The following is a 19,128-nucleotide window of genomic DNA, read 5'->3' as shown; positions in this document are numbered from 1 at the left end:
AGTCCTCATTGGCCATGGCCTGGGCGCCGAGCCCATCATGGTCGAATCCGTAACGTCGCTAATTGGTACGGGCGCAGTTTAAGGTGCGCACCTTGTAGAGGAATCCAATCGCCTTCCAGGGCGGATGGCATGCCGTGGGTCGCCCCGGCTACTTCCAGCAGATCCGTTTCGCATACGGTTGCCTCGGCGATCAGATCATCCGCAAGAATGTCCGCAGTTGCGGATTCCCCGACAGGTTCATACAAACGAACAATGATGTCCTTCGATCCATCATCGGCCGGCTTGACCCAATCCAGAATCACCGTGCCTTTCCCTTGACGCAATTGAATCAGCGGCCTGACCTGCGGCAGATGGGCGATTGTCGGTGCGTTGATAACACCCGCCTCCTTGACCGTATCCGCCACATTGGCACCCGGAAGGACCTCCCAGGTGAATTCGTGGCTCCGGCCGACATCCGTATTGGGGTCAGGGAATGTGGGCGCGGAAAGCAGTGACAACTCCAAAAGGGTCCCTGTTCTGCCACCGTTATTCCCGTCGGACTCCACCGGGAAGACACTGGAGCCATATGTGGATTCGTTGACCAGCCCAACTCCATATCCACCCTCATGAAGGTGTACGAATCTATGGGTGCAGCACTCAAAGGCCGCCTCCGTGTCTGCATCATCCCTACAGACTGGACGATCGACTGTACCGTATTGACACTCGTAAGTAGCCATGGATGTCTGGACACTCAAAGGGAAATCCACCTTGAGAAAGCGATCCCGCTCCTGCCAGTCAACGTAGGCATGGAACCTGAGACTTCTGTTTTGACCATCCAGAAGAACCTGGGTCCTGATAGTTGTTCCGGCGCCTATGGCCGTGGTGATCTCCACGCCGGCCGAAACGGATGAGCAAACAGGTTCAACCTTGACGACCCTGCCTTCATCGATGGGACCCAGGAAGGCATCTCGGTCCAATTCCCATGCATCACGTTCGCATGGCTTGTCGATCAACAGGCGATAGGAGCCTAGAGCGTGATCCGAAGCCACCAGTTCGCGTCCAGCCTTGAGGTCACGTAAGGATACGATCAGTCCTTCGTTGTTGATGACAACCCTTATCGAAGCATTCTCCATGACGAATCCATCTTTTTCAGCATGGATCTGAGGAGCGGAATCATTGCAGGAAAGACAACCGTCATCCAGAGTGCAGTCGTCTGGGAGACTTGGATGCACCAGCCAATCCTTTTGCGCAATATACCCCTTTTGAAGCACGGGAAGATCGGGATCAGCCTCGGCCACAGCATCAGCAGCCGACTGAATCAACCCGCTCAGCTCGGAAATATCCTGCTCATACTCCTGACGAGCTTCACGGTGCACCCAAGAAATCGAAGAACCTGGGAGAATGTCGTGGAACTGGTTGAGCAGAAGACGGTGCCAGATGAATTGAAGCCGATCGCCGGGGTAACGATATTCCGCATGGCACAAGCTGGCTAGGCAACCCAGATATTCTATGGTTCTGAGCATCCCCTCCTCGCGACGGCAGTCAGCCTTCATGTCCTGCTGCGCCGTGAGCGTGGCTCGATGCAGCTGCAGATATAGCTCACCGTGCCAACGTGGCCTCTCAAAGCCATCACAACGATTCATCTGATCAGCCAGCGTCTGGAAGAAATCGTCAGGCGACGCGGAAGTACAGGTGGGCACGCCCTCAAGATCGCGCAACCTGGAGAGCCTGCCCAGCATCTCCCTGGTGGGACCGCCGCCACCGTCACCGTATCCATAAAGCAGTAGACCCTGGTCGATCCATTCCTTGTCGGCTGCATTCATCTCCGAGTAACGCAATTCACCGGGAGTGATTTCAGCGGCATAAGTATCAGTAGGCGGAAAATGAGTCAGTATCGGGCTGCCGTCGATTCCCTCCCAGATGAAGGAATGATGGGGAAACTTGGTTGTGTCATTCCAGGACAATTTCTGTGAGAGGAACCAGCTGTATCCAGCCCTTCTGGCAATCTGCGGGAAAGCACCTGTATACCCGAAGCTATCGGGCAACCAGATGCCTTTTGGACTGATGCCAAGATGGTCTTTGAAATACCGACGGCCGTTGGTAATCTGCCTGACAAGAGACTCGCCTGAAGGCATCATGGCATCTGCTTCCACCCACATTCCGCCCACAGGAATGAATCGACCCTGGTCTATCCGTTCCTTTACCCGTCTGAAGAGATCAGGATAATCCTCCTCCAGCCATGCAAACTGCTGAGCCGAGCTCATTGCAAAAACAAATTCGTCGTCCTGATCCATCAGGGCCAGTACATTGGCAACAGTCCTGCCGATTTTTCGCCTTGTCTCGCGCTTCGGCCACAGATAGGCGGTGTCTATATGTGCGTGACCGACCGCATAATCATGGAAAATCGTCGGGCCGTTGGTTTTGCTCAGCACCCCAGCCAATGCATGTCGGGCCTGGCCAAGTGTTTCAGCACGGTGATCATCATCATAATGATTGAGCGAGGTCTGCAGGGCCTTCATCACCTGCCAATATCGCACCGAGTTCTTGTCAATGACATCAAGCAGGCCCGTAACGACCTCCAGATCCCTGGCATACTCCCAAAGTTCACGATCAAACCGGCACAGACTGATGCCATGGAAGGCATACTTTGCACACACACGCCCATCGGCCTCTTCGCCCAAATCCGTGGAACGCTGTGGAATATTCAACAGCATGGGATTGCACCCGGCCTCAACATACAGGCGGAAGGCGCCATTGTCGTCACACAGACCCGCCATAGCACCCTTGCCTTGCAAGCGGACCCAAGCATTCATTGGCTGAACGCCCTTGATCGCTCTTCCATCCTTGGCGAAGACCAATCCCTCGCACTGCCCCCCGGAAACGCTGGAATTCCAGCCCAGGTCAACAATCAGATCAATCTCCGTCCCGTGACCGGACTCCGACATAGGCAGCCTGCCATCAACGCGAAACCAGGTCGTGCCCCAGTTCGTCCCCCACGCATCTCCACGATCAACAGGGTGGAATCGAATCAAACCGGCCTCGGCACGCGCAATAAAGTCCTTGGGAGGTTCAGGTTCCCCTGAGTTGACATAAGCGGCGACAGTGCATGATGAAAGTTCCTCTTCGATAAAAGGACGTATGCGATCTCTGAGGAAGCGCCTACACTTGTTCAGCTCTCGATCAACCTTGATTTGCATAAACCGAGCACCTTTCCATTACATTACAATCCGCTTTGATTGCTTTACCTGGCACTGTGAACTCTTGCGATATGTCACATGAGGGATGCAAAAATCCCTGTCCGCGTACCGACCCGTTTAGCCCCGGGCCGAAGACTGGTTGGTCATTTTTATCCTCATTTCTCGAAAAGGGCATTGATCTCAGGAATTTCACGACGATATCCGGCCAGCAGCTTTCTGGCCAACGGAACGGACTGCACGAGAGGATGCAAGGCGAAAGCCAGCAAAGCCTCATGGGAGGATCCCTCGATCCCAGCCCGAACCGCATGCCTTTCCGACTGACGCACCTGTTGCATAAGGCCGATCTGGTCCATTGTGGGCTGCTCTCCCACATTCAGAGGATGGATTCCGTGAGAGTCCACAAGCGAGGGAACCTCGACAACGGCATCATTGGGTAGGCTAGCTATTGTTCCCCTGTTGCGCACATTGAGAATCATGACCCGACGCTCATGTCGACTGATTGCATTCATAACGCCCAGAGCCACTCCTGCATAACCCAAATGGGCAGGATCGAACTCCTCCTTGCGGTTGCTGGTGGGGGCACCTTGTACACCTCCCAGAGCCTCAGCCATATAACTGGCTCCACGTTCCTGCAAGGCATCAGTCCAGATACGGTCGGCTTCGTTCCCGGCCGTGGCTGCTTGTTTGTAGAAACGCGTCTGGGTCTTGAGTAGAAAGTCGCCGCGGGTCATGGGAGACTCCATGATACGACGGACGGCATCTCTATCGCAGTAGTAGTAGAAGAGATATTCATTGGGTATCATCCCCATCTGCCGCAACCAGTCCGGATCGAAGACCTTGGCCTCCTCCAGCCCCGACAGCTTCTCCTCATCGGCAAGCAGGTCCGGCAGCAGATCATGATCGCCGACCAGCACTCTTCGCATCCAACCCAGATGGTTGAGGCCGACATAATCCATGCTGACATCCTCTGGATCATGGCCCAAAGCCGCAGCTATTCTTCTGCCCAATCCGGATGGCGTGTCACATATGCCGACCACACGATCACCCAATACGCTTTGCAATGCCTCGGTAATGATGCCAGCTGGGTTGGTGAAGTTCAAAAAGTATGCGTCAGGGCAGACCCTGGCAGCCATACGGGCCATCCGCAGCATAACCGGCACAGTGCGCATGGCGTATGCGAGCCCGCCGGGCCCAGTGGTTTCCTGACCAAGCAGGCCCAGATCCAAAGCCACATGTTCATCGCAGCATCTGGCCTGGAGACCTCCCTCACGAATCGCAGCAAAAATAAAATCGGCACCGCTCAGGGCCGGCTCAAGCTCCGTGTATGTGCGGATTCTAGGCTTGTGACCGAAGCCCTGGGCCTGGACACGCATAATGTTCACCATTGTATCCATACGCGACTGGCTTGTGTCATACAGAGCCAGCTCATCCACGCGCGGTTCGCCTTGATCCCTGATCAATGCCTGCCAGATGAACGGCGTACGGAAGCCTCCGCCACCAAGAATCGTTAATTTCATACGACCACCACCTTCTTGCCTTCCTTGGCAAAGCTGTCTTGTATTCCCTTCCCGGTCCCCGAAGTCGTGACGAGAGCATCCAAATCAGCCAATGAGCACAGTTTGAAACTTCCGGTTCCAGGGAATTTGGATTCATCCGCAAGCAGGACTGTTTGCTGGGACGCCTTTATGAAACCCTGACGTATCGGGGCTTCGACGGCCATGTTGTCCACCACGGCATTCCCCCGCACACCGGTACAACAAAGAAACATCAAGTCAGCTGCAACATCGGCGATCATCCGTTCAGCCAGCGGGCCAACCAAACTGTTATGATGATGCCGCAACGCACCGCCTATGAGCACCAGATCAACTGCTTCATCATTACGAACCTGATCAAGTACGGCCAGATTCGATGTGATGATGGTCACCTTGTGTCCGCGCAGATTGCGTGCAATCAAAGCCGCTTCAGGGGCTACATCCAAGATGATGACCGAGCCGTCCTGAACCATGTCAGCAGCAGCCTTGGCCATGCGTTCCCAAAGTTGCATCTGCGCATCAGTCGCCTCGACGACGCGGTCCTGCTTGCCAGAGTCAGTGATGTCGGCCCTATTGCCCTGGGTCAGCATCGCACCACCATATTTGCGCTTGAGGCGGCCATCCTGCTCCAGGAATGTGAGGTCCCTTCTGATAGTGGATTCACTGACCCCAAGACCATGTGACAAGTCCTTGACTGACTGTCCATGCTCGGCCAGCTGATCGAGAATCCGTTGACGGCGTTCATCCAAAAGCATGACTTCACCATACATGAAATGACAGGATTTGACAAAGTTTGCTCATTTTGAGTGTTTCTATCTAGAATGAGCAAACATGAGCAGAATCAACAATCAAACGATGATCGATAAGGCCAGTCCGAAAATCTTCGACGTAGTGATTGCCGGGAAAACTTACCTGGATCTGGTTTTTTCGGATGTTGATTTCCCACAGCCTGGGACCGAAGTAATGGCCGGCAACCTGACCATCTCCCCGGGAGGTGCAGCCAACAGGGCCGTGGCTGCCGCAAGACTTGGATCCGAATCCGGTCTGCTCACCAACCGCGGACACGATCAATTGTCGACTTTATTGTTCAAAACTCTCCAAAAGGTTGACCATCTCAATCTTGATCTGTGCACCACCAGCGCGGCATACCGCAATCCGGTCTCAGTGGCTATCAGCACTGGCAATGATCGCGCATTTGTCACCTATGACCATTCAGCACTTGCCCTGGATTGGCCTACCGGCAAACTGACCAGAACGCTCTTCGTCAGCCTCTCTGAAGGATTGCCCACCTGGTCACAGCCCCTACGAGACCAGGGCACGATCATATTCGGCGGCGTCGGCTGGGATTCCTCCGGCCGCTGGCCTAGACAGATCCTCGAATCCGCCAGAGGAGTCGATGTCCTGCTGATGAATGAAACCGAAGCAAGACACTTCACTGGTCAGAAAACGACAGCAGGTGCTCTGAAAATGCTACGTGAATTTGTATCAACGGCTGTCATCACGCGCGGCGGCCTGGGATCTTCTGCCTCTGACCCGACCGGCTTCATCGAAGTCCCGGCCCCTTCCGTGGAAGCAAAGGATCCCACCGGTGCCGGCGACATTTTTGCAGCCGCTTTAATGACAGCCTTTACATGGTCATGGCCATTGCGCCATTGCATGGAGTTGGCAACCGCGGCATCCGCCTACTCAGTGCAGACCCCGGGAGGCGCCCTTAGCGCACCCGACATTCCCACTATTCTCGAATTTATCCAACGTTGTGAAGGCCCTTACGACTGGTCCTGGCTCATCGAGAACCTGCAAGCGCACGGTCTCAATAAATGATTCGTCCCCGTGCGGTGCCAGCAGCACCGCACGGGGACGAAAACAGAATGTTCTTATGCTCAGGCCTGGGCCAGAGCCTCGACGATGTAGTTGTTGATGGTGGCCTTGACCACTTCAAGATGGTCGGACTTGTCGGCGGCGATCAGTTCGGCCTGTGGCTTGTCAAGGCTGTACTCCTCCAGGGAGGCCAGCGTGGCCGTGCCGTCGTCAACAGTGGCGCCGATGCCGGATTCGAAGGAGGAGTAGCGCTCCTGCTGCAGTTGCTCGATGTAGCCGTCCTCATGCATCTTGGCAGCGACCAGCAGACCGGCGGCATAGGTGTCCATGCCTACGATGTGGGTCCTGAAGAGGTCCTCAGGCAGGAAGGAGGAACGGCGCGGCTTGGCATCGAAGTTCAAACCGCCGCGGGGCCCGATGCTTCCATTGGCCAGGACCTCCCACATGACGGCGGTGGCATCGTAGAGGTCTGAGGGGAACTCGTCCATGTCCCAGCCGATCAGCTTGTCGCCCTGGTTGGCATCCAGGGATCCCAGGAAGCCGCCCTCTCGGGCCACGCGGACCTCATGCTGATAGGTGTGCATGGCCAGGTTTGCGTGGTTGCCCTCGATGTTGAGCTTGAAGTTATCCTGCAAGTCATAGGTACGCAGAAAGTTGATCGTAGTGGCCGCGTCGTAATCGTACTGGTGGAGTGTAGGCTCCTTGGGCTTGGGTTCGATCAGGAACTGCGCGTCGAAGCCGATCTCCTTGGCGTAGTCCACGCACATGTGGAAGAGGGCGGCCATATGGTCCTGTTCTTCCTTCATCCGGGTGTTCCAAAGGGATTCGTAGCCCTCACGACCGCCCCAGAAGACGTAGTTCTCGGCACCGAGCCGCTTGCCGATCTCCAGGCTGTGCTTGAGCTGGCCTGCCGAATATGCATAGATATCAGCGAAAGGCGAGGTACCGGCACCGGCCTCGAAACGAGGGTTGGTGAAGAGCGACGAGGTGTTCCATAGTAGCTTGACGCCCGTGTCCTTCATGGCGGCCTCGATGCGGTCGATCACCTTGTCAAGATTGGCATCGGTCTCGCGCAGAGTGTCGCCCTCGGGAGCCAGGTCACGGTCGTGGAAGCAGAAGAACTCAACTCCCAGTTTGGTGAAGAGCTCGAAGGCGTAATCCACCTTGGCCAGCGCCTGATCCATGGGATCGGTATAGCGGTAGTAGGGCCTCTGAGCGGTGGGATCACCGAAGGGATCCACCAGACCCTGGTTGAAGGTGTGCCACCAGGCCACGGCGAAACGCAGCCAGTCCTTCATGGGCTTGCCGGCCACCACCTTGTTCTTGTCGTAGTAACGGAAGCCCAGGCCTTCCTTGACGCCCTGGCGACCCACATATTCGATTTTGTCAACATCCCACAAACCCATCCGAAATGCTCCTTTGCCTATTGCATTTGCCTTTACAGCGTTCACAGGGGAGGAAACAAATTCCTGCCTCCTGAGCAACAAGAGTAGAGGGATGAATCGATTTTGTCAATTCGTTGAATTATATAGAAGCGGTATCACTACCCCTGGTACCACTCAGCTGATTTCGGGAAGCTCCTTCGCCGTATAAGACCCAGTGCTCAACAAGTACCCGACGACGAGACCGAACGCGTCTTGATAGGACAACTATCCTGTCGGTTTCAAGCTTGGCATAAAACCGGCCAAAGCTTGAAACCGTCAGGCGGGGCACAGACCATTTTCCTGGCTCGAGATTTATGCAATCCTAAGACTCCGTGCAAGAAACGTCCAAAATGCCGCAGAGCCATGCTCTACTCATTGATGATCATTCTCGCGCTCTTCCTGCCTTTCGATATGAACTCGCAATCGATCCGATCAGGAGTTCGGCCCCTTCCGAAGAATGTCGGCGAAGCCCCAAATCACAGAGGCAATCCGTCCCAACTCCGATTCCCGACTGACCTGACGCCAGACCGTAGCGTAAGACTCAAACCAGATCTCAAAAGCATCAGCCAGGCCCCGATCACCTTCTGCATCCGGAGCTCCAGGCAGAACGCCATAGCGAACGGCCAGACTACGACCCAGTGCGTTAAATAGGCGTTGACCATGGACAGCCATCAACTGAGCCTGCAAAGTTCTGCGCGCATCAGCCCGGCATCCGGCGGCCGCCCTGCCCATGCGTACAGCCGCGTCGACCAGCAGAGCGTCACGCTGATCCACCTGCTCAAGACGAATGCGCAAAGCCTTAAGCAGGCTCCGGCGAGCTTCGTCGAGATCGGCAGACGAATCCAGTGCAGGCACGCCTGCGCCCGGCAATGTAGAGGCCACATCCTGGTTGAGGCCCCCATGTCCGTCATCAAGCTCCCAGTAACGCACCATGTCGTCCCAGCCGAAGACCGCACTGGAGCCAGCTTGGATCAGTGCCGGCAGATAGTCGCCCGTCGCATCCCCATAGACCAACAGGCCCAGATCCCTGTCCACCCGGTCTCGATCATCGTCATTGGGGTTCCAGAAGCACTGCGCGGCGTAGGCCATGCCAGGCAAGCTCATGCGCGGGTCGTTGATGTGCCCGTAATCACCCCAGTCGGTGACCATGGCTCCAACGGCACCGTACTGGATCCCATATTGACTCAGTCGGCTGATGTTCTTCCATGCATTGTCGATTCCGGGAAGGAGAAGATTCCAGGCGTGAACGGCCGAGCAGACTACCTGCCGGGCCCCCGTCGAAGCTACAAGGGCAACCTTGTCCGGCCCTACCTGCGGATCATAGAGCCAGTTGAGCAGCGTGCAGTCCTTGGGTAGCCTGTCCAAGATTCTGGGCATGGACACGGCGACATCGCCCCAGAACATGGGATGGCGGCCCTGCGCATGCAGGTGATCGCACAGGCTGATCAGATAATCGGCATACATGTCAGCAGGATCCTTGCTGGAACCATCCTGCCGCGAACGCCCCTTGCCCAGATCGAAGGTCTCGTCTCCGCCGATATTGAAGTTACGCGTACGCATAAGCGGCGCATAGGCGTCAATCAGCCCAGTGGAGAATGCCAGGGCCTGCGGATGGTTGACATTGATGGTGTGATGCTCCTGGCGCTCTATAAAAGAGTAGGGCCGGTCCGCCTGCTCGGGAAACTCGCCCAGATCCCTGAATCCGCGAGTGCGAAGGCTGGTGTAATGGTGGCCGAAGGTGGAAATCGAAGGCACCAACTCGATGCCCAGGCGGGCGCAATAATCATCGAAGTCGGTGATCTGCCCGGGTTCCAGAGGGCTTGTGCCCCTCCAGGCCTCGCTCATGCCCGGGAAAGCCATGGTGTGCTCAATGTAGAGCTGCAGCTGATTGAACTTATACAGGGCCAATATGTCCGCCCAGTGCCGCAGCCATTCCATGGTGGGCACCCGACCGCGGGTCACATCCAGACTGTAGATGCGCGTTGGATAGGCGGGGCGGTCCTGAATGTGCAAGGCGGGAAGCACCGAACCGCATTGCATGATGACCTGGCGGAGGGTCTGTACCCCCCATCGCAGTCCCTGACCGTCGCCGCCGCGGACATCCACAATCGGGCGGCGCTCCCCTTGATCGGCGATGCGCAGAAGATACTCTTGAGGACCAAGTTTTTGGTCCAGGTCCAGACTGATTGCTCCAGTCCAAGCCCCCCCTCGCGAATGATCCCAGACCATCCCCGTAGCCTGCTTGATGGTACCTGCCAACTGGTCGCTCAGGACGGAACCCAGCTCCTGGTCAACTGCTGAACCGCAGACAATTCTGCCCGCCACTGGCAACAGCAGCTGACCGCGATCCCTTTGCATGTGAAGCGGCCGAGGAATCAAGGCCAACGGTCGCTCCATCGACGGATCGGCGACGGCGTCGATACCATTATCAAGACTCATGATCCATACCTTTCCTGTAACAGGCTGATGCCACTGACGACCGCGTCCTTGACATGCTCCAGCCATGGCCAGCGATGGCCACTTCATCAGTCTACCCATACGCCGGAGACGAGAAGAGATTCCGGTGTTTAGGGCGAATGGGCACCGGCAGAGCCAGATATCCACCGCACAAGCAGCTCGCTTAGGACTGCGAACCTGCAAGAATCTACTATCCATCGCACTGGTGAAGAAATAGAGGCTGATGAACTTCTTTGCTGTGATGAAGCGGCCAACGACGGAATTGTCTTGCCAAGAAACCTTGAACAACTTTGAAAGTTTGTGCAAGGATAATAAACAGTGTTAATATATAAACGTTGTTCATAAAGTGCGAGAAGATCGTGAGACTGTACTACTCAAGGAGGAGGTCGACATGCGCGGCAGTCCATACGCCAGCACACCAAAGGCCCTCTCCGAACTCAATCAGTCACGCATCGTCCAATATCTGCATCAGCACGGCACCAGTTCACGAGCCCAGATGGCACGGGACCTCAACCTGACGCCGGCGGCCGTAGGCAAGCTGGTGGCCCGCCTAATCAGCTTGGGCCTAATCAGCGAGACCGGAAGCATGGACTCAGAGGGCGGCCGTCGATCCATCGGCCTGGCTCTGAACGCCGACCGCTACCAGGTCATCGGAGTCAAGTTCGCCCGCAGTTTGGTCAGCATCGGACTGTTCGACATCAGCGGCCATCTCCTGGACTCGGAGGTGCTGCCTCCCGTCGATCCCGATAACATCCCCGGCACAGTAACTGAAGTCAGAGCCCGAGTGAGAAGACGTCTGGAGACAAACCCCGCCATCGTGGCCGTGGGCATGGCCGTGCCGGGTCCCTACCTGCGCGAGACCGGCCGCATCGCCCTGGTCACCAGCATGCCCGGCTGGCGTGGCGTGGACTTTATTCACGAATTCGGCCAGGCCTTCCGTGTACCCACCTTCATCGAGCAGGATGCACGAGCTGGCGCGCTGGCCCAAAGCCTGTTCGACACCCGAGTGAGCGCATCCAGCATGGCCTACTTCTTGGTGGGTGAAGGCGTTGGACTGGGAGTCATCGACAGAGGTGCCCTGGTGGACGGCAACCAGGGAGCGGCCACCGAGATCGGACACGTCAGCATCGACCTGAATGGCCTGCCATGCGAGTGCGGCAACCGCGGCTGCCTGGAATGCTACTGCTCGGCGGTAGCCATCCACCGCCGCATGTGCCAGCCGGATATGCGGGATCACTTCCCTGGAGTCGAGGCCATGACCCATGCCAAGGCCTGCACAAGTCTGTTCGAACAGGCCCGCTCGGGCCAGCGAGTCGCCCAGACCTTAGTGGATCAAATAGCCGACTACGTAGGCTATGGCTGCGTGACCATCGTCAACGCCTACAACCCTGCTCAAATCATCATCGGAGACATGGTGGCCACCGCTGGTCCCCGCCTGCTGGAACGAGTTCGCACCATAGTATCCCAACGCGCCCTGCCCGGCTTGCGCGAGCACACGCAGATTCTGCTCTCCCGTCTTCCAGCCGATGCCACACTGACCGGAGCCGCTGCGGTGGCGGCCAGCCAATTTTTGGAGCACCCGGCCAGCATGAGCCGCACAACTGTGAAAACAGCAAACACAAGGCGGGCACATCGCCCGTCGTCAGGAAAGGAACACCATGACCAGTAAACCCGTGGTCCTCAGCATCGGCGAGATCCTCTGGGACGTCCTGCCAACAGGCAAGCGGGCCGGTGGAGCACCGGTCAACTTCAGTTACCATGCCGCAAAGAACGGGGCGGAAGGCTATGCCTTCAGCGCCGTAGGACGCGACGACCTGGGCCGGGAGCTTGAGGAGGCGGTCCAGAAGGCCGGTGTCGATGCCTTCCTACAGCACAACGACCACCCCACCAGCACCGTCGAGGTCCAGCTGACCGAGGGCATCCCCCAGTACGTCTTCAAGCCTGATGTGGCCTGGGATCATCTGGAATACACAGACGACCTGGCCGGGCTGGCCAGCAAGGCCGACGCCGTCTGCTATGGCACGTTGAGCATGCGCAGCAGTGGGTCCCGCGAAACCTGCCTGCAGGTCCTGCGCCACACTAAGAGCCATGCCATGCGCTTCTTCGACATCAACCTGCGCGGCACCTTCTACAGCAAGGATTTGATCCAGGAACTGCTGGACATGGCCACGGTTTTCAAGCTCAACGACGAGGAACTGGTCACCCTGCGCGACATGTTCCACATTCCTGGAGCCACCGACGACGAGCTCTGCAGCTGGTTCATGGACCAGTGGCATCTGGACACCATCGTGCTGACCGCCGGCAGCGACTACAGCACGATCTATCTGGCGGACGGCCAGTCCTCACACCTGCCCACGCCTAAAATCACCGTGGCTGACACGGTCGGGGCCGGCGATGCCTTCTCCGGCACCTTTGCCATCAACCGCTTGCTGGGTGCCTCCCTGACTCAGGCCCACCGGGCTGCGGTCAACACCGCCGCTTTCGTCTGCACCCAGCAGGGCGCCTGGCCCGAATATCCTGAGCATATCCCCGACTATCTGGGCCAGCAGGGCCAATGACTCCCCGTCCTTGAGCATGACTGTGGTCCCGCCAGGTCGAGCCGTCAATTCCGACAGGACGGGACCAAACTTATATCTACTTATATCTACGGAATTGGGAATTGACCAGATGCCAATGAGCCACGACGCGTCGACAGGGCTCTGCGGCTTGATCGGGATCCAAGACAATGCCCAGAGAGAAGCGGGAATATCCACAGCGTCCATCTGTTGTATACTGACGAGGCTGGTCCGCAATGGCACCAGCAGAGCTTGATAATTCAAGATTGGGGCTGATCGGTTTCGACGGTGACCTGTTCGTCGCAGGGAAGCGTGCCGAGAACGCGGGGGTCCGCTCGTTAATGTCCTCCCGCAAACAACAAGTGCTAAATCTAACCGCACTGAGTTCGCTCTCGCTGCCTGAGCTTCGCGCCAGGATTAACCAGTGAGCAGCTGCTCCGTTCACTCCCCTTCGCCTTCGGGGGGATGCTGAGCGTCATTAAGAAGACTTGCCTGGACTGCCGCGCCACAGGGCGGTTCGGGGACTTTTTCTGCGGCTATGCCCGCCACCGGTTGTCTGCGACACAGGTGGGGGCAGACAGATAGCCACAAAGGCCAGCAGACTACGCACGTAGAAGACTGAGGGTGCGGTCACCGGACCGGGGTTCAATTCCCCGCAGCTCCACAAGACAAGGGCCAGCCGAGGCAACTTGGCTGGCCCTTGTCATACCGTTTTACAGTTCAAGGATCCATCTTTCCGGATTACTTTGTGCATCACATTGTCAATAACCTTACTCATGAATCTCAGGCCATCCTCGTTTCTTTACTTGCAGTGTTTAAATGACTCCACGGTAACTCCATCCGGAGCAATAATGATATAATTTTGGAGCTAAGACAAATAATTGAGCAATTGAAGCAGGCGAAAGCAATGAAAGAGACAGCGAGAATTCAAATTCGCACCAGCGAGGATATGAAACGTCGGGCCTCACAGCTTTTCGAAGACCTAGGCCTTGATCTCGGCACGGCAATTAACATGTTCCTCTCTCAGTCGTTGCGCGAGGGAGGGCTTCCATTCCGCTCCCAACTTTCCAAATTTGACAGGGAAATGGAGGAAGCCGAGGCTTCACCGGTCACTCACGTGGGTGATGCAGAGAATATGAAAGACATCATCCATCATGTATGAGTTTGCATATACGCAAAAATTCCTGCGTGATGTCAAGAAAATCAAGAAGAAGCATTTCGACTTAAGCAGGCTCGATCAAGTGCTCGACGATTTGGCTAACTACAATTCAGCACTGCTTAAACGTAAATATCGAAAGCACCAGTTGAAAGGACGCTGGTCCGAATACGAGGAACTACATGTCGACGCAGACTGGCTCCTAGTGTACAAGCGCGATAAGAATCGAATGGTGCTTACCTTGATGACCACCAGCAACCACGACCAAACACTGTGACATAAGTGAAAGTCTCGGCAATCAAGCCTTGTTCCGACCCACACGACTCACTGTACTCGATAGACAAATTTGACCGCTAATTGTTTATCTACTCCTATGTTAAAGGTTAACCGTCCATAGGATCTCCTAAAGAATAACTTGCCATAATGGCGATACTCATCTTCGAGCGTCCAGCATGTATTTGTCGTATTGACCTGTGTTGGCCAATCCCACAGAAAACTGCCCGTTGATGAATATGCCACACACAGCCATGGCCGAAATCAATGCTTGGCAAGACCGCTCAATTACACATCGCGGATCCAACAATTAAAGCTCACTCCCGATCATTCGCCTATAACACCTTGCAAAATGGCTATGGGCGAGCGCTTCAAAGCAGGCCGCGCCGTCAGCATGGTCGCCAGTGACCCGACAATGATGATCGGCAACCCGCATATAAGGAAGAACCGCCAAGGAAAGACTATGGACAAAGTGTGGACAAGAGGCCAGTAGACCGTAGCTGTGCTTAGTCCGACCAGTCCGGTGCCGCCTGCTGCGATGATAATGCCTGTAGTCATCACGATGGTGCCGTCCAATGTGGATATAGCAGTAAGCTGCTGCGGGTTTGCCCCAGCGATTGACAGGAGCGCCAGATCGAGGTCACGATCCCGAGCGGCGATGGCGAACCCCGCGATCACGCCGACCAGGGCGACCAGCAGCGCTGCCCAAAAACCATAGAGCAACTCCAAAGTTCCGCCCGCTGTGGCACTCGGTATTCCCGGCACCTTGTTCATGGCGACGGTACTGGTGCCTCCGGCAGTCAGCAGACCGCCGACCAGAAACATACAGGCGGTCAACGCTATGACCGTTGAGCCGAATGTCGTGTCTTTGCTTCTGACCACAGCCTGTGAACGCGCTATCCGCCAGACGGCAGACGATGACGGCACCAGAGCAGTCCAGAGTTGAGTGGCCCTGCCTATAACCTGCCCACCAGCGCGAGCCAAGGCTATCAGAAGCAAGAGAATGGCGAAAAGCGGTCCACTTCCAACGGCACTTATGTCCGCCTGGACTTGCTTAGGATCCAAGGGCTCAGAGCCGCTGTGCGAAAGATAGGCAAAGACAGGCAACGGCAACAGCAGCAAGGCCAGCCCAAGAAAAAGGGATACAAGACCACGTCCATGTCTCGGCCGTTCAACCGATTCGCTCTCCTCAGCACGGTGCACCATGCGGACTGGTGTCATCTTCCCCAAATCCCGCAATGTCCGGCTGGTCGCCAAGACGGCCGTGGCCAATCCCACTGCAAGACCAGTCAGGGCAGACCTGGGAAACCTGTGCCAGGTAAAAGCGAAATGTACCGGCATTCGCATCCCGGTGGAATACCAATCGAGGATCCTTCCAGCCAGCGCAGGTGAAAGAGCCACGGCAACAAGGGAGGCCGGCAGAAGCAAAATCATCACCTGCAAAAGCGTAAGCACCAGGACCTGCCTAGGCGTAGCTCCCAGCAGCGAGAGAAGGGCCAGCCCCTGCCGACGTTGGCGAATTGATGCCTGCAGGGTCTGCTTGATCACCAGACAGCCGAGCACAATGACCGTGAGGAAGACCAGACTCAGAGCCGAAGCCAAGCTTTTAGCAGGATCCCTGGTCTTGACCGACAGACCTTGGTAATAGCTGTTGACTCCCATGCTCACACTCATGGCACAGAGCAAGGTTTGTGTGACCACAAGAACGATAAAGACGCCAGCCCAAATGCCGCTATTGGCTTTCAGATCACGTAAGGCCCAAGTCATGATTCATTCACCTGCCACATCCTCGTGCATACACTCTGCCAGATCCCTCTATTTATATGAATAGCCGATCGGCGCGGGAGACAGCATCCGGCAAACCCCTGAAACGACCCTGAACTAACCCTGATTCCTTCTTACAATGGACCGTTGGCCACTCCACCTGCTTATTCATGTATCAGAGTGTTACCCTCGTGCTATTTTGATGCTCAGAATCTGATTCAGGTTCCCGGACGATGGTCAAGTACCCGGACAGCGACAAGACTTGCCGAAAGGGAACCATGTCCTCGTGGATTGTACTCATACTCGCCGGCATCTGTGAATCGGTCTGGGCCACCGCCTTAAGCAAGTCCCAAGGCTTTACCAAAATCGTCCCTGACATCGTTTTTATCGTGGGATTGATTCTCAGCATGGTTGGTCTGGCCTTTGCCATGCACAGCATCCCTACCAGTACAGCCTACGCGGTCTGGGTCGGTATCGGAGCTGCCTTGACTGTCCTCTACGCCATGGCTACAGGATCAGAGCCAATTCCGCTTGCCCGAATTCTGCTCATCATCGGCTTGGTCTCCTGCGTGGTCGGGCTCAAGATCGTCAATTGAGCATAATGCCCCATCAACACAGATATATCCCAACAACAAACAAACTCAAGAGGAAAGGAGTCGCCATCATGACCGCAGTAATACGGCAATGCACCTCGGATGATGCCGGGCTGATACGTTCCATGGGCATGATCACCTTCCGTGACACCTTCGCCGCCGACAACAGCCGGGAGAACATGGACGATTACCTCCGGCACTCCTTCTCCCCCGAACTGGTCAAGTCGCAACTGTCTGAACCCGAATCCGTTTTTATGCTGGCCAGCGTGGGCGGCACTCCCGCAGCCTACATGCAGCTCAACATTGGGAAGGCCCAGACGGAGCAGTTCGGTGATACTTCCATGGAGATCGAGCGGCTATACGTTCTATCAGACTTCAAACGCCAGGGACTGGGCACCATGCTGGTCAATCAGGCCTTCGAACGAGTCAGGAACCGGGATCCGAGCACAATCTGGTTGGGCGTATGGGAGCGCAATGAACCCGCTCAACGTTTCTACCAAGCCATGGGCTTCAAACGGACCGGCGAGCACACATTCACCTTGGGCACAGACATTCAGACCGACTGGATTATGACCGCAGCGGTCAATTGATGGCTACCTCTGTGCAAACACGAGGCACCGGGTGCCGCTTTAGAAATCGGCGATACCCGGCATCACCAACCCCAAGCACAAACTTGCGCGTCTGACGCCCGAATCAGGGCAATCGGCCCTGACGCGAGCACCAGACGCGCAGGTCATTCATACACACAACTGTCATGTATCACGGTTCCCTGCAGAAGACCGATCCTCCGGCAGGGAACCAGTTGCTCAATCCGACATGACCGTCGCGTCGATCTTGCCTCGGAAGAGCATGACCGCCACAGCCACGACAATTTCAATGATGCCGATGATCAGCATCAACGGCAGCTGCTGGTCCAGGGTGGTCAGTTTGCCATAAACCAGCAGCATGATAGCCGTGCCGATGGCAGCTGACAGGGTGAAAGCGGTCTGCATCTGTGTCTCATAGGACTTGGGGGCTATGGCCGCTACAGTCGAGTTGGCTGCAACGCCGTAGGGGAAGCCGCCGAAGTTGGAGACCACATAGTAGAGCAGCAGCCAGAGCACGGAATATCTAGCCGTATGAGGATTGAGCACCACAGTGGGAACGATCAGCAGCAAATTAGAGATGCCGAAGAAAGCGAATCCGAACCAGAGACGGTTGGTGGACTTCCAACGCTTGCCCGTGTCGGTCAGCCAGAACCAGCTGAAGAAGATGCCGGCCAGCATGGCGATGATGCCCACGAGAGTGTTGAAGGAGCCCGGCGCGATTTCAATACTGCCGAACTTTCTGTTGATCCGCTGGTCCAGGAACATGAGCAGGGTGGTGCCCTGAATGGCGTAATCCACCCCTGCAACAATCTGCATGATCACGATGGGTACGAAGGCCTTGAGCCGACGACGCTCCACACCGACGATCCTCTTGGAACGCCAGATGACCAAGAAGAAGGCGATGGCCACCACGAAGGTGCAGGAGCTGACCGTATTGGCCAGCGCATTGACGCTGATCTTGTGGGTGACAAGAAGGACGGCGATGAACAGGCCGATTACCACCAGCACACCCAGGGCACCCCATCCGTAGCGTTTACGCTCCTGGCTGTTGAGCGGGCGTGAGGGCTTGGAGCCCAGCGAACCGAAGAAACGATTGCCCGGCACGCCGATGATGGCGGCGTAAATCAGCGCGGCTACTGCTCCGATGGCGAATCCGTAATGATAGTTGAGCAGACCGAGCTGAGCAGAGATGATTGGGGTGATGAACCCGGCGATGTTGTTGGCAATGGCGTGAATGGCGAAAGCGCCGTCACGACGGTTGTCCTTGCGGTGGAAGAGCATGCCGGTCAGCGAGGCGTTCGATGCCCCCATGATGGGCAGGTTCATGAGGATCATGCCCACGATGGCCATGGCTCGGCCCTGACCGATCGAGAATGCCGGAATGGCCAACAGCCCGCAGGACAGTCCCTTGACGATGTTGCCGATGACAAGGGCCTTGCGCGCACCGAACACCCTATCCGCCAGCCAGCTGCCCACGATGCCGAACATGGAATTGATGGCCGCAACGATGGCTATAAGCTGTGCTGCCTCCCCCTGGCTGAATCCCAGACCCTGGGTCCAAGGCTTATAAAGGTAGTAGATCGTCACGGCCCCATAAGAGGCCCAACAGATCGAATTGAAGAAATTGCCGGCTGCCAGGGCACCGATGCCCTTGGGGTAGCCGAAGAAGGAGCGGTCCGCTCTCAGCTGGTTCAGCTCCTCCTCCTGTCGTCGGTCAACCTTGAGGCCGGATTCATCGACCACAATGTCCGGTTGTTCGCCGCCGTTTTCCGTTGGTGTTGCCATACGTTTCT

At 56.4% G+C, this 19,128-nt stretch carries 14 protein-coding genes, 1 other RNA gene and 1 riboswitch; of the genes, 8 read left to right on the top strand and 7 right to left on the bottom strand.

The genetic code is table 11. The features are described 5' to 3' along the window. Window positions 1–35: 35 nt before the first annotated feature. The 3 genes from H3V09_RS00845 to H3V09_RS00835 all read right to left on the bottom strand — a co-directional run bounded on the left by H3V09_RS00845 (window position 36) and on the right by H3V09_RS00835 (window position 5,463). A complete protein-coding gene (locus tag H3V09_RS00845) occupies window positions 36–2,924 on the bottom strand; it encodes an alpha-mannosidase (protein WP_198190628.1) in 2,889 nt (962 codons plus the stop codon). A 407-nt stretch (window positions 2,925–3,331) separates the two neighbouring features. Further along, entirely contained in the window at window positions 3,332–4,693 is a 1,362-nt protein-coding gene (locus H3V09_RS00840) for a 6-phospho-beta-glucosidase (RefSeq protein ID WP_121913706.1), read from the bottom strand. After that, entirely contained in the window at window positions 4,690–5,463 is a 774-nt protein-coding gene (locus H3V09_RS00835; RefSeq protein ID WP_198190627.1) for a DeoR/GlpR family DNA-binding transcription regulator, read from the bottom strand. The genes H3V09_RS00840 and H3V09_RS00835 overlap by 4 nt, the downstream gene beginning before the upstream one ends. 76 nt (window positions 5,464–5,539) lie before the next feature. On the opposite strand from H3V09_RS00835, the gene H3V09_RS00830 reads away from it, so the two are divergent. Further along, window positions 5,540–6,529, top strand: coding sequence for a carbohydrate kinase family protein (locus tag H3V09_RS00830; protein WP_198190626.1), 990 nt, complete (start codon window positions 5,540–5,542; stop codon window positions 6,527–6,529). A gap of 59 nt (window positions 6,530–6,588) precedes the next feature. Here the strand turns inward: H3V09_RS00830 and xylA are convergent, their stop codons facing one another. Together xylA and H3V09_RS00820 are read right to left on the bottom strand one after the other, a co-directional pair. Next, window positions 6,589–7,932, bottom strand: coding sequence for a xylose isomerase (gene xylA / locus H3V09_RS00825; RefSeq protein WP_198190625.1), 1,344 nt, complete (start codon window positions 7,930–7,932; stop codon window positions 6,589–6,591). 450 nt (window positions 7,933–8,382) lie between these two features. Beyond that, entirely contained in the window at window positions 8,383–10,389 is a 2,007-nt protein-coding gene (locus H3V09_RS00820; RefSeq protein ID WP_198190624.1) for a glycoside hydrolase family 20 zincin-like fold domain-containing protein, read from the bottom strand. 409 nt (window positions 10,390–10,798) lie between these two features. Between H3V09_RS00820 and H3V09_RS00815 the strand changes: the two genes are divergently transcribed. The 5 genes from H3V09_RS00815 (at window position 10,799) to H3V09_RS00795 (ending at window position 14,395) form a co-directional block, all read left to right on the top strand. Next, a complete protein-coding gene (locus H3V09_RS00815) occupies window positions 10,799–12,076 on the top strand; it encodes an ROK family transcriptional regulator (RefSeq protein WP_198190623.1) in 1,278 nt (425 codons plus the stop codon). Further along, window positions 12,066–12,965 (top strand): carbohydrate kinase family protein, encoded by a 900-nt coding sequence (locus H3V09_RS00810; protein ID WP_198190622.1) that lies wholly within the window; start codon window positions 12,066–12,068, stop codon window positions 12,963–12,965. Before H3V09_RS00815 ends, H3V09_RS00810 begins: the two co-directional genes overlap by 11 nt. A 265-nt stretch (window positions 12,966–13,230) precedes the next feature. Beyond that, window positions 13,231–13,629, top strand: a transfer-messenger RNA (tmRNA) gene (gene ssrA / locus H3V09_RS00805). Between the two features lie 240 nt (window positions 13,630–13,869). Continuing rightward, on the top strand, window positions 13,870–14,124 hold the full coding sequence (locus tag H3V09_RS00800; RefSeq protein WP_198190621.1) for a type II toxin-antitoxin system RelB/DinJ family antitoxin: 255 nt from the start codon (window positions 13,870–13,872) through the stop codon (window positions 14,122–14,124). After that, window positions 14,117–14,395 (top strand): type II toxin-antitoxin system RelE/ParE family toxin, encoded by a 279-nt coding sequence (locus H3V09_RS00795; protein ID WP_198190620.1) that lies wholly within the window; start codon window positions 14,117–14,119, stop codon window positions 14,393–14,395. Before H3V09_RS00800 ends, H3V09_RS00795 begins: the two co-directional genes overlap by 8 nt. Window positions 14,396–14,718: 323 nt before the next feature. Here H3V09_RS00795 and H3V09_RS00790 read toward each other — a convergent pair whose 3' ends face one another. Next, complete coding sequence (locus tag H3V09_RS00790; protein ID WP_198199019.1) at window positions 14,719–16,053, bottom strand: FtsX-like permease family protein; 1,335 nt, start codon at window positions 16,051–16,053, stop codon at window positions 14,719–14,721. A gap of 308 nt (window positions 16,054–16,361) precedes the next feature. After that, window positions 16,362–16,425: riboswitch (guanidine-III (ykkC-III) riboswitch) on the top strand. An 8-nt stretch (window positions 16,426–16,433) separates the two neighbouring features. Here H3V09_RS00790 and H3V09_RS00785 point away from each other — a divergent pair. Continuing rightward, the gene (locus H3V09_RS00785) at window positions 16,434–16,751 is read left to right on the top strand and encodes a DMT family transporter (protein ID WP_198190618.1); all 318 of its coding nucleotides are present in this window, start codon (window positions 16,434–16,436) and stop codon (window positions 16,749–16,751) included. Window positions 16,752–16,819: 68 nt separating this feature from the next. Next, window positions 16,820–17,338 carry a GNAT family N-acetyltransferase gene (locus H3V09_RS00780; protein WP_198190617.1) on the top strand — a complete coding sequence of 173 codons (519 nt, stop codon included), beginning with the start codon at window positions 16,820–16,822 and terminating at the stop codon, window positions 17,336–17,338. A 216-nt stretch (window positions 17,339–17,554) separates the two neighbouring features. On the opposite strand, the gene H3V09_RS00775 is transcribed toward H3V09_RS00780, so the two are convergent. After that, window positions 17,555–19,120 carry an oligopeptide:H+ symporter gene (locus tag H3V09_RS00775; protein WP_198190616.1) on the bottom strand — a complete coding sequence of 522 codons (1,566 nt, stop codon included), beginning with the start codon at window positions 19,118–19,120 and terminating at the stop codon, window positions 17,555–17,557. Window positions 19,121–19,128 lie beyond the last annotated feature (8 nt).

It is taken from the genome of Bifidobacterium sp. M0399, assembly GCF_016100595.1.
GTDB classification, from domain to species: domain Bacteria; phylum Actinomycetota; class Actinomycetes; order Actinomycetales; family Bifidobacteriaceae; genus Bombiscardovia; species Bombiscardovia polysaccharolytica.
This window is presented reverse-complemented; position numbering and strand designations above follow the sequence as displayed.